This window comes from Methylobacterium sp. J-090 (assembly GCF_022829345.1).
GTDB lineage: Bacteria > Pseudomonadota > Alphaproteobacteria > Rhizobiales > Beijerinckiaceae > Methylobacterium.
In genome coordinates this window covers 22079-33329 of the sequence record NZ_JAKSXV010000110.1, presented here as the reverse complement: position 1 = coordinate 33329, position 11251 = coordinate 22079, and the positions used below count along the sequence as shown (strand labels likewise).

Here is an 11251-nt window from a genome sequence, read left to right as displayed (position 1 = left end):
CCCGTCGGGCTCCTGCTCGGGACCAGCGACCGGCTGTTCTCCCTGTTCAACCCCCTCCTCGAGATCCTGCGGCCGATCCCGCCCATCGCCTACATTCCGCTGGCCATCGTCTGGTTCGGCCTCGGCAACCCGCCGGCCCTGTTCCTCATTGCCCTCGGCACGTTCTTTCCCGTGCTGGTCAACACCATCGCGGGGGTGCGGCAGGTCGATTCCATCTACATCCGCGCCGCGCGCAACCTCGGGGCGGGGTCGTGGACGATGTTCCGCCGGGTGATCCTGCCGGCGGCGAGTCCGTTCGTGCTCGCCGGCATGCGCATCGGCATCGGCACCGCCTTCATCGTGGTGATCGTCGCCGAGATGATCGCCGTCTCGGACGGCCTCGGCTACCGCATCCTGGAGGCCCGCGAATACATGTGGTCCGACAAGATCATCGGCGGCATGCTCACCATCGGCCTCCTCGGCCTCGTCATCGACGGGGCGATGTCGCGCCTCAACGACCACCTGCTGCGCTGGCACCGCGGCCTCGAGCGCTGAACCCCCGGACCCTCAGCATGTCGGCAGAAATCGTCGTCGCCCACGCCAGCAAGGTGTTCGGCAGCGGGCCCGGGGCCGTGACCGCCCTGGAGGACATCAGCGCCACGGTGCCGGAGGGGCAGTTCCTGTGCCTGCTCGGCCCCTCGGGCTGCGGCAAGTCCACCCTGCTCAACGCCATCGCGGGCTTCGCCCCCTTGAGCGGCGGCCGGATCACGCTGGGCGGTCGCACCGTCACCGAGCCGGGGCCGGACCGGGGCATGGTGTTTCAGGAATACGCCCTGTTCCCGTGGATGAACGTGGAGGACAACGTCCGCTTCGGCCTCGACATCAAGGGCGTGCCGAAAGCCGACGCCACCGTGACGGTGGACCGCATCGTGGCGACGCTGGGCCTGTCGGACTTCCGCAAGCGCTACCCGAAGGACCTGTCGGGCGGCATGCGCCAGCGCGTCGCCATCGCGCGCATCCTGGCGCTGGACCCGCCCGTGATGCTCATGGACGAGCCGTTCGGGGCGCTGGACGCCCTGACCCGGCGCACCCTGCAGGACGAGCTCCTGCGCATCTGGGCCGAGTTCCAGAAGACCATCGTGTTCGTCACCCACTCCATCGAGGAGGCGCTCTACCTCGCCGACCGCATCCTGGTGATGACCTACCGCCCGGGCCGCCTGAAGCGCGACATCGCCGTCGGCCTGCCCCGGCCCCGGGACACGGCCGCCCCCGACTTCAACGCCCTCAAGCGCGAACTCGCCACCCTGGTGATGGAGGAGCAGAGCCGCTTCACCCAGGCCGAACTTCACGGCCCGGCGGTCGATTAGCCCTCCGAACCCCGCGCCGGACCCCGCGCAAAAACTCTCCCGAAACCGGCTGGACAGGCCGCCGAACCCCCTCTATACCCCCGCTCCACAGGCGGTGCCGCTCACCCGAACCGCCCGTTGCCCAGGTAGCTCAGTTGGTAGAGCATGCGACTGAAAATCGCAGTGTCGGCGGTTCGATCCCGTCTCTGGGCACCATTTTTTCTTCGCTCGTACAACGAGTTAATTAGATAACGACGCTGGACATTCGATTCAGTCGTTACGTCGGGGCACACCGGGGGCACAAATCGTCAGCCCCGGCATTTTGCAGCCGACAGCTTTTCCCATAGGCTGAGACGGTGAAGCTGCATCTCGGACGCTTTTGTGTCTCTGCAAAAAGCTCACCTGCCGAGCGGTCGGCCCACGTAGGCGGAATGCGACGCGACAAATCGTATCACCACGCGGTAAGAGCAAACTAGCTAGCTACTGGTTCCGCAGAAGCCACGGATGGGTCTGCCTGCCGAGGATCACCACCAAGTCCTAAACGGAATACTCGGAAGTTTGCGCGCGGGCGAACCCTGGGCGGATCCTCCAACCCACTATGGTGCTGTCGACACAGTTTCGAGCTTTAGCCTTCCATCGGAGCAGTCCCATACCGGGGCGATCTCGACTGAACCCTAAAGTTTGCAGACGCCACGATGCCACCCACCGAACAACATGCTGCTGATGCACGCCGGCCGAGCGCCACAGGGGGTAAGGGCATAATCGAGGGTATCGATGGAGCTTGCGGTGCAGGCAGAGTGGGTGCTCCACCAAGCTGCATCTGCGTGCCTAGGGCAGCGGCAGACCGATCAGGGCGGCACTGGAAGCCGGGAAGCGCCAAGTGCAGTTCGCCCTTGATGAGCTGATGGAGAGGGGCCGCGCTACCTCACGAACGAAGCCGTCTGCGCCTACGTTCCAGCCAAACCCGCAAGAGCAATGAATTCCGCTCGTCGTTCCATGATCGGGCAACCGAGACAACTGACCTGCCCGCACGAAGTGGGAGGGATGGCTGTGGAACACTCAATAGACGATAAGGTCGAGGCTGCGGACCGCCGGAGCGACTTGCTTCCGCAGCGGTTGACTTAATGGAGCAATGCCAAGTTTTATAGAGCATAGCGTGCGCAGAGAGGAAAAGCGCGAATAAAGGTTTCAGAGCGAAAAAATGAGAAAGAAACAAATACGGTCGAAGCGTGCGCCATCCATAAGGCGAACGAGTTCTGAGCAAGATTGGATACTCGAGCAATTTACAGAAGCACAACGACAAGGAATCGGCGGAGCGGAAGCTGCGCAGAAACTGAGAGTATCTGTTGGAACTATTTACCGATGGCAGCGCCAGAGAGGAATTACCACTCGGCAAGTTAGGCCTACAATCGCGCAAGACATAAGCATCGAGACAGCGATTGCCCGCTTGGTGGACGAAAGCAATACGGATCGCCTGAAATTCTTGGAAGCTTTGTTCAAGTTTATTGCTTGGCTGCGGTGGCCAAACACCCCTAACGATCATCCAGCGGCAATCACTGCATGTGTCATCGTGTACCTATCGCACGCGCGGTCTACTGAGACATTAGAACAGCTTGAAGCCGAAGAGCTTTCTCTTGTACTTCGCCATGTCCGCATTGACGTGCTAAGGCGAATCTGTACAGGCCAGATGCTTGCTGTTCACATATTCGATATCTTGCCTATATTGAACCAACCATATGATGAGTTGGATTTTCTTGCAAACATAGCTTGGTTTCTTCTAAGTTTCAAACCCAAAACCGCCGACCATCGAGATCGAGTCAGTCTAAATAAATCTTACCACGCCAGTCAAAGTGGCGTATTTGAATACAAATGGCCAATGTCTCATATTACTTTCAAGAAATATTGGTCAAGACATGGATCAGCGTCGCCGTTTCTCTACGTCGAGCGGTTTCATTCTGGGCCAGAATTTTTGTTGAATCCAATGCATAGCGACTTTGTTGATAGCGTAAAAGACATCATTGAGGACCGCATCAAACTTCGTCGATATCTTGCTCAATGTCGTACGGCGGTTGAGATGCTGCAATCGCGGCTCGATTATCGAGCGCTGAAAACGCTTCGCTTTCCGTGCTTTCCTGACGATCTTAAAGCGGAGCCCATTCAGCTTCCCGAGCTCCCGGAAATCACTGTAAGTGTTATTCGATCTTACGGAAGAGGCGATAAACGCTGAAAAATCAGTGTGTTGTCGTGGTATGAAAGATAGCATAATTCCCGCTCCGCCGTCCGCTGCCTCATTCTCTCTTCGTTGGCGCCAACCCCGACATGCTAGAGAAGAAGGCACTGAAAATGACAAAATCGACGGTGACTATGCTGACGGACATCCCTACGCATGGACTACCAAGCTCAGGGTTCGTCAGACTTTCGAAAATCATTGCACCCGGCGGGCCGCTTCCGATCAGCAAATCTTCCTGGTGGGAAGGCGTGCGTAGCCAGCGCTATCCTCAGCCGGTCAAGTTCGGACCTCGTATCACGGCATGGCGATGCGAAGATATCCATGACTTGATGCAGAAGGGGGCATAGACATGCCTGTTCCTTCCCACGCCCAAGCGCAATCAAAAGAGACAACAGGTCGATACAGTTCTCCAGACAATGAGCACGATTCGACCAAGGCCCGTGATCTGGCAAGTTTGATTTCGGCTGACAACCTAATCAATCCGACAGAGTTGCTCGAAATGGCGCAGCGCGAACCGCTTCGAGCGACCTTAGAGTGCCAAAAGGGTCTATCAGTCCTCGAAATTGGGTATCAAGAGCAGCGGCGCAGATACATCGCGGCGGCATATGCTTCTGCATTCTACATCGCACAGGATGAAGCGGCACTCTCTGAATTTCAGAGTATTCTGCTGACACAGCGCGTAATCAGAAAATCTGATATAGACAAGACTCGCGAACGTCTAATCTATCGAATTTTTGAGTTGGTGTTCGCGAAGACAGGAAGATCATCATCGAATACAGCGTACCGTTATGCTTACGGCTTAGAGGACGCCCTTGTGTCACGCGTGAGCCCTACAGAAATGGCGTCCGCAATACTCAAGCTTGGCCCTGAAAAACTTTATATGGAGGCACTAAGAAGAAGTCGAGGCGAAAGGGATTTCGCCGAGATGCTGCATCAGCGTCACCTGGACCGACTCAAAAGCGATGGACGCTATGCTTGTCAAATCTTGGGCATCAGCGCCGAAAACACGACCAAGTTCAGCCATGACGAGAAGGTGATTCCGACACAGCAACTTCGAAAAATGGAAGCTGAAGAAGTTGGAACATCTATCCTGGATGATGAGGATGATGACGATCAATCTTTCCCAAGCTGGAGACGTCGAGTAATCGACACACGCTTTGAAAAGATCACCCTGCTTGCCAGTCAACTCAGTGCGGAGATTGTTGAATCCAAGAAAATCCTCGACGATGACCCTATGGATCAGGACAATGAAGGCGGCATATTACGAGATTTACACGAGGACACCAACGAAATTTGGAATGATAGTGAGATCGAACTCAAGTACAACCGACTAATCCAAAAGGCAGTCGAACTCGCGAATAGCTCAACTCTGCTAAAATCTATGCTTCAAGAGCGCGTTAAGTGAAGAGGCGCCTCGAGAGCTGATCGTGACACCGGATTGCGATTGCAGGCTTGGACTCCATCTGCAATCGCAATCTTTGGGTTACCCAAACAAATATCTCAGTTGGTGTCCCATAAGGGTCTTTGGCCGGCTGTTTGAGGGTGAGGGGCGTACATCGTCGGCGTCGGGGGAGTACTTGACGCATGCCCTGGGCCGCCGATGAGAACACCCGCCACTCGCGCCGAGCTTGCCATACGCAGATAGGCTGACCGACAGGGAGACGGGATCCATTGCTCCGCTCCTGCCCAGGCCATCGCAAACGACCTGTCCTTGGCGCTGGCCGCTGCGGGTGATCTCGAACGGTATCCAATACATCCTGCGCACCGGCTGCGCATGGCGCCACCTGTCCCTGGCCCCCCGCCCTGGCCCACCGTTCACCGCTGATTCTCGCGGTTGTCGAAGGCCAGCGTGTCCAAGCGTCTGGCCCACGCCTTGACCCTTGCCGACAGCGAGCGCGCCGGGCGCACGGTCGACCCGACCGGCGCCGTCCTTGATGCCCAGACTGCGCGCTCGGGCGGCTTCGGCGTTAAGGACGAGCGCGGCTACGATCCAGCCCGAGCGATGGGTCATCGAGCGTACCTTCGGGGTCGGACGCTGCCACAGGCTGGCCCGAGACTACGAGGCCCTCCATCATCTGCGCTCGCCGTCTTCATCCTCGCCGCCATGATCCTCGTTATGTGCCTTGCTGTACCCTATGAAACGGGGTCAAACATGATGCCCGTGTGGCTTAACCGGTGAGAATATCTTTCATCTCACTGCGACCGCGAGGAAGGATCAACATCGCGTCTTCGCCGGTCATGCCGCGCCCGATCTGCTTACGGACGTAATCCATCACGGCGCCGATATCGTGAGTGATTGGCTGCACGTCGATGCGGATAAGTGGCAAGCCACGTCGCACGTAGAGGTCACGGCACTCCTCGAAGTGGGTGACGAGATCGACCCCCAATCGCGATACGGGTGGTTGGAAAGCGGCGGCGTGCTGGTGCAGCCCATCGTTCACGAGGACGTCTGAAAGGCACTGTTTCTGGTGTTTGAAGACGGGCATGTCGCGGCAACACAGCCAGACGGGCAGGCGCCCGGCGGACGGGGGGGCGGTGGGCTTGCGAACCACGCGGGTGACGAGGGTCGCGTACACGCGCTCGATTTCCCGTTCCATCTCTCGGGCTACTCGGGCATCTGAACCGCCAAGATGCTCGTACATGAACGTGAGTAGGTATGGGCTCCACCCTTCACGTACGAGGCGCTCACCCCATAGTTTGTATCCATCATCGATTGCATCTTGGCTTATGGGCATAGCGTAACCCTCGGGTTTCAACTTGTTTCAACTTATTTTGTTTTGGTTGCTTGGCTCGGCGTATTGCTGTGTTCAACGTATCGTCGTTGCCTTGCGATCAACGCATAGCTCTTCATATACATGCGCCGTTTTGGGCTCATACATTGTGGTCTAGCGAAGTAGGGCCGCTCTTTGCTGGCACATCCAGCGAGTTCGCGACGTCTACGTTGTGATGTTATTTACGTGGGGATCTCGTCGTGGCTCGGCAGTAATTGGCTTAACCCGAGAGGTCTTCTGGGGCGAGATTTGATACTTGCTGCCCGCGTCCGCTGCTCGTTTCGACCATCTGATTGGGTCGGACTGGGTGCCAAGGTAGAGGTACAGCGGCCTACGCCAGAGCGGCACAGCGCGATTCGGGCGTCATGCTGTCCAATGGCGGAGGCCCTCACCGTGAGCCCTACGGTGGACAGGCCCCGCGTCCCGAGCCGATACTACGGTCAGGGCGCGTGAGACGTCCTCGGGAGGATGTCGATGCTCAAGACGGCGCTGCTTGGGACCTGTGCCCTGTTCGGGCTCGGGGCAACGGCCCTCGCCGAGCCTGCTCCTGTCACCCCAGGCGTGCCGGCCGTCTTCAAGCCAGCGCAGCGCGAGGGCTACTTCTTCGTCGGGGGCCGCTACGAGCCGGTCGGCGAGAAGGAACTCGCCACCGGTCAGATGTTCGTACAGTTCCATGCTCCGGCCCAGGTCACGCAGCCTTTTCCGGTCGTGATGGTGCACGGCACCGCGCAGACCGGCGTCAACTTCCTTGCCACGCCCGATGGCCGGCGGGGATGGGTGGATCACTTCGTCGAACGCGGCTTTGCGGTCTACGTCGTTGATCAGGTTGGCCGGGGCAGATCCGGCGACAACCCGGAGGTCTACGGCCCCTACGCACGCCTTGCGCCCGGCGATCTGGAGAGCATCTATACCGGGCAGGAGCGGTTCGAGCTCTTCCCCCAGGCCAAGCTTCATACTCAATGGCCGGGCGGCCCTGGCGTGAAGGGCAATGCTGCCTTCGACCAGTTCTACCTGTCGCAGGTGCCCTACATCGCGAGCGGGCTGAAGAGTGAGGAACTGGTCAATCCAGCGCTGATCGCGCTGCTCGAAAAGATCGGTCCCTCGGTTGTCCTGACCCACTCCCAGGCGGGCGTGTTCGGCTGGGCTGTCTCTGATCAGCGGCCCGACCTCGTGAAGGCACACGTCGCCGTCGAGCCAAATGGGCCAACCTTCTTCGACATTCGCTTCAAGGGCGGCTCTGAGTGGTACGAGCGCGTCAGTGAGGCCCGTGCCCGACCCTACGGTATCACGCGCGTGCCGCTCCGCTTCGAGCCCCCTGTGGCCTCGCCAGCCGATTTGACGGTGGTTCAAGCCGAACAGCCCACCCGGCCGGATCAGATTCGCTGCTGGTTGCAGGCCGAGCCGGCCCGGCAGCTCCCAAACCTCGCCAAAGTGCCAGCGGTCATCGTCACTGGGGAAGCCTCGTTCCGAGCGACGATGGACGACTGCACTGCCGCTTTCCTCACTCAGGCAGGCGCCAAGCCAGATCGGCTTGCCCTTGCTGAACACGACATTCGCGGCAACGGGCACATGATGATGCTGGAGGCCAACAATCATGAGGTCGCCGACGCGATCATGACCTGGATCGAGAGCAAAGCCCGCTGACTGCTGCGGAGCCGCGTTCCCACGCCCGGCCGATGTCAGAGGCGGGTGGGCATCATGGATTGCCCCGCCCTGGATATCATTCCGGAGGATCTCGCCGGGCGCCGCTTGCTACGATTTTCATGGCCTCGTCCGGCAAGGGGCGTTGAAGCCTGAGAGCATCCTCAGTCGGTGCCTCCAGCCACGTCGCCCACTCATCGGGCGTCGTCAGCAGCACTGGCATCGCCTTCGGGTGGATCGGCCCCACTATGCCGTTGGCCTCGGTCGTCAGAAAGGAGAACAGGCGGTGTTCGGCCTCACTGCGCTCCGGGTTTTCCGCCTTCGTACCTCGCACGCCCGTCCAGGGACGCCAGATGCCAGCAAACGCGAACAGGGGCCGCTCGTCGTCGAGTGCGAACCACGTCGGTGTTTTCCTCGGCTTCGTGTCGGCGTACTCGCTGAAGGACGAAACCGGCACGAGACATCGGTACTCGGGCTTGAGCCAGGGTCGCCAGTGGGAGCTCTTCACATTGCGGACGTTGGTGACGGGATGCTCACCGAACTGCTTCGGCCCTGGGATGCCCCACCGCATCATCGTGAGCGTTCGCTGCCCCTCCCTGAGACGAATGACCGGTGCCATTTGATCAGGAAAGATCCCCGGCATCGGCGGTAGGTTGCCGGCCTCATCGCGAATGGCCTCGAACACGCGTCGGATTGCATCCTGCCCCTGGCCGAGGCTGTAGAGATTACACATCGTTCATGTCCTCGACGGCAGGCCGCCCGGCTTTGGCATGCCGACGGTGTCGAGCTTCGCTCTGCACCCGATGCCGTAGACGTTGGGTGCCCGACTGCCGACCTCTCGCTGCCATCGGCAGGTTTGCGTCAGGTGGAGGTAGACGTCCAGTACGCTGGCATGCGCGCCAAATCGCTGTCGCAGCCGATTCAAAGCGTAGACGCCGCGACGGTCACAAGGCGAGCAGGTGATGGTGATGCGGCCCACCCGCAGATCGCACAAGCGCTCCATATCAGGCAGCAGCAGCTTGCGAAAGTTGGCCTCGTACGAAGCCATGCGACACGGATCGTAGGGCTTCCGCGAATCGCTCTTCGCTAGCCAGCAGGTCACCGATAGCCCAACTTAGCGCCAGATCGATGTCGCCACCGGCGGCCTCGACGTAGGCCATGGTAGTAACCTCGGCGTCGCTCAAGGCGGCCATCTCAGCCATTTCAGTCGCCTGCATCGCCTTCCGCCCCAATCAGAACGAAACAAGAACAGAGGAAAATGGCTCGACCGTCAAGCTATGTTTCGCCGATGGGTAGGAGGAGCATCGTGCGGCCACCTGCCGTGCTGGACAGCCTGATGCGGCATCATGGCGACAAAGCATGCCGAACCCGCATCGGCGTCGGCCGGTTGGACCGCCATGACCCAGAAATCGACTGATCCCGCCCTGCAAATCGTCGATGCTCGGCGCCGTGAGATGGCCATCGAGCACTTGCTATTCGGGACCATCCGCTTCGTCGCGCAGCGCCACCCCGAGCTCCTCGATGCACTTGATGCCAGCCTCGACCATCTTTGGGATAAGGGGCCGGATGGTGAGCGTGACGACGAAGCCGTGCGGGAGGTTGCGCGGCGCTTTGTCAAAAGCCTGCGCGCTGAGCGATAGGTGGGCTTGGGAGGTGATGATGAATTCTGAGCAATTCCGCGCCTCACTTGCCGACAAGAAGCCTGACCCGAACCTCTCGGCTACGCTTGCGGCCCTGTGATGGGCCGGCAAGTGTGAGTGGGACCGCGCTCATGCCCTCGTTCAGGAAGAGCCTGGAGCCGACGCGGCCTGGGTCCACGCCTATCTGCACCGGGTAGAAGGTGACGCAGAGAACGCAGCGTATTGGTATCGGCAGGCTCGCAGACCCGCAGCCGATGCATCACTCGATGAGGAATGGGCGGCAATCGCGAATGCCCTCCTTGTCACTGCGTGAGCAAAAATAGCGAGCCTCAGTCGGAGGCGGCGCGAAGCCGTCGTGCCCTCATCGTTGGCGCATCGCGTGGGCTCGGACTTGGTCTCGTTGCCCGCCTGCTGGAACGCGGATGGCAGGTTACCGCCACCGTCCGTCGGCCATCCGCTGCGCTGAGCGAACTGGCAGGGGGTGAAAAGGCCGGCTGCCTACGCATCGTCACCCAGATCGACATCGACGATGATGCAGCTATCGCGGCTTTGCGCGCCGGTCTCAGTGGCGAGCCAGCCTTCCATTTGGTTTTCGTGGTGGCAGGCGTGGCCACGCAAGCCGGTACGCCGGCCGGTCAGATGTCGCGCGAGGTCGCGGGGCAGGTGTTTCAGACCAATGCCATCAGCCCGATCCGCGTTGCCGAGAGTCTTCACAAACGTGTCGCCGTGGGCGGTGTGATCGCCTTCATGACGTCCAAGCTCGGCAGCGTCTCACTGAACCAAGGGGGTGGCTGGAGTAGCTACCGGGCCAGCAAGGCCGCCTTGAATACGCTGTCCCGCTCGTTTGCCGGACAGCACAGCAAGGCAAGTTGGAGCGTGATCCTGATGCATCCAGGGTGGGTCCGAACCGACCTTGGCGGCAGACGCGCCACCCTCGACGTTGAAACCAGTGTCCGAGGCATGGTTGCAGTGCTGGAGCGTTGCCTCGACCAGGGCGTCAGGGGCGGCTGCGTGTTCCTCGACTACCAGGGTCAGACCGTGCCCTGGTGACAAGGCCATGGGCAATGGGCGGTCGTGACAACGCCGTGCTCAGTTCTCGAACCTTGCGAAAATGATTCCAGGATCGAAGCTCTTGATACGTCGTCATCAACGGCCTATCGGCAACGTGAACAAGCGAGTTGGTTAGTCGTATTTCGATTTCTACACACGAGGCCCCCATGACTGACGAGGTTTTGTATTGGATCTCCGACGATCAGTGGGCGGTGTTCGAATTATTCATCCCCAGCACAAGCTCCATCCGCGCTGACGAGCGCAGAACTCTGTCGGGCATCCTGTACGTCCTACTCAATGATCGTCGGTGGGCTGATTGCCCGAAGGCATACGGGTCGCAGAGCACGGTCTACCAGATTTTTCGGCGTTGGAGACATCGGCCTTTTTGGACGCCGATGCTTCTGGCCCTAGCTGATGCCGGATGGACGCGAGAGGCACGAGCCCTCGACCCCATCGCGATCAGTCTCTCCCGGCCAGCTCGGCATGGCCGGAAGATTGACCAGGGCTGGCGTCAAACCAATCGAAAATGGCTTTCGGAGCGAACCGCTCGGACCGCGAGTGAGACAGAAAACTGAAGGCCCTGGCTAACCCAGG

At 59.9% G+C, this 11251-nt stretch carries 11 protein-coding genes, 1 tRNA gene and 1 pseudogene; 10 read left to right on the top strand and 3 right to left on the bottom strand.

From position 1 onward, the window contains the following. The 6 genes and pseudogenes from MKK49_RS23390 to MKK49_RS23360 form a co-directional block, all read left to right on the top strand. A partial coding sequence (locus MKK49_RS23390) for an ABC transporter permease (RefSeq protein ID WP_244032412.1) occupies positions 1-534 on the top strand: 534 nt, incomplete at its 5' end. A 17-nt stretch (positions 535-551) separates the two neighbouring features. After that, positions 552-1346 carry an ABC transporter ATP-binding protein gene (locus tag MKK49_RS23385; protein ID WP_244032409.1) on the top strand — a complete coding sequence of 265 codons (795 nt, stop codon included), beginning with the start codon at positions 552-554 and terminating at the stop codon, positions 1344-1346. A 119-nt stretch (positions 1347-1465) separates the two neighbouring features. Next, a tRNA-Phe gene (locus tag MKK49_RS23380) sits at positions 1466-1541 on the top strand. A gap of 985 nt (positions 1542-2526) precedes the next feature. Next, positions 2527-3552, top strand: a complete 1026-nt coding sequence (locus tag MKK49_RS23375) for a hypothetical protein (protein WP_244032407.1) — start codon at positions 2527-2529, stop codon at positions 3550-3552. A 352-nt stretch (positions 3553-3904) separates the two neighbouring features. Next, a complete protein-coding gene (locus tag MKK49_RS23365) occupies positions 3905-4960 on the top strand; it encodes a hypothetical protein (RefSeq protein ID WP_244032405.1) in 1056 nt (351 codons plus the stop codon). Positions 4961-5183: 223 nt separating this feature from the next. Further along, positions 5184-5734 (top strand): annotated as a pseudogene (locus tag MKK49_RS23360) (transposase). Here MKK49_RS23360 and MKK49_RS23355 read toward each other — a convergent pair. After that, positions 5724-6152 (bottom strand): hypothetical protein, encoded by a 429-nt coding sequence (locus MKK49_RS23355; RefSeq protein WP_244032403.1) that lies wholly within the window; start codon positions 6150-6152, stop codon positions 5724-5726. The pseudogene MKK49_RS23360 and the gene MKK49_RS23355 sit on opposite strands and share 11 nt — an antisense overlap. A gap of 648 nt (positions 6153-6800) precedes the next feature. Here MKK49_RS23355 and MKK49_RS23350 point away from each other — a divergent pair. Next, entirely contained in the window at positions 6801-7970 is a 1170-nt protein-coding gene (locus tag MKK49_RS23350) for an alpha/beta hydrolase (RefSeq protein ID WP_244032401.1), read from the top strand. Between the two features lie 76 nt (positions 7971-8046). On the opposite strand, the gene MKK49_RS23345 is transcribed toward MKK49_RS23350, so the two are convergent. Together MKK49_RS23345 and MKK49_RS23340 are read right to left on the bottom strand one after the other, a co-directional pair. Further along, positions 8047-8700: an SOS response-associated peptidase gene (locus MKK49_RS23345; protein WP_244032399.1), complete on the bottom strand. Its 654-nt coding sequence runs from the start codon at positions 8698-8700 to the stop codon at positions 8047-8049. Positions 8701-8703: 3 nt separating this feature from the next. Continuing rightward, complete coding sequence (locus MKK49_RS23340) at positions 8704-9015, bottom strand: hypothetical protein (RefSeq protein WP_244032397.1); 312 nt, start codon at positions 9013-9015, stop codon at positions 8704-8706. 349 nt (positions 9016-9364) lie between these two features. Here MKK49_RS23340 and MKK49_RS23335 point away from each other — a divergent pair, with 349 nt between their 5' ends. The 3 genes from MKK49_RS23335 (at position 9365) to MKK49_RS24870 (ending at position 11232) form a co-directional block, all read left to right on the top strand. Continuing rightward, entirely contained in the window at positions 9365-9607 is a 243-nt protein-coding gene (locus MKK49_RS23335; protein WP_244032395.1) for a hypothetical protein, read from the top strand. 273 nt (positions 9608-9880) lie between these two features. Next, the gene (locus MKK49_RS23325; protein ID WP_244032393.1) at positions 9881-10657 is read left to right on the top strand and encodes an SDR family NAD(P)-dependent oxidoreductase; all 777 of its coding nucleotides are present in this window, start codon (positions 9881-9883) and stop codon (positions 10655-10657) included. Between the two features lie 167 nt (positions 10658-10824). Further along, positions 10825-11232 carry a transposase gene (locus MKK49_RS24870; RefSeq protein WP_409565130.1) on the top strand — a complete coding sequence of 136 codons (408 nt, stop codon included), beginning with the start codon at positions 10825-10827 and terminating at the stop codon, positions 11230-11232. Positions 11233-11251: the final 19 nt, after the last annotated feature.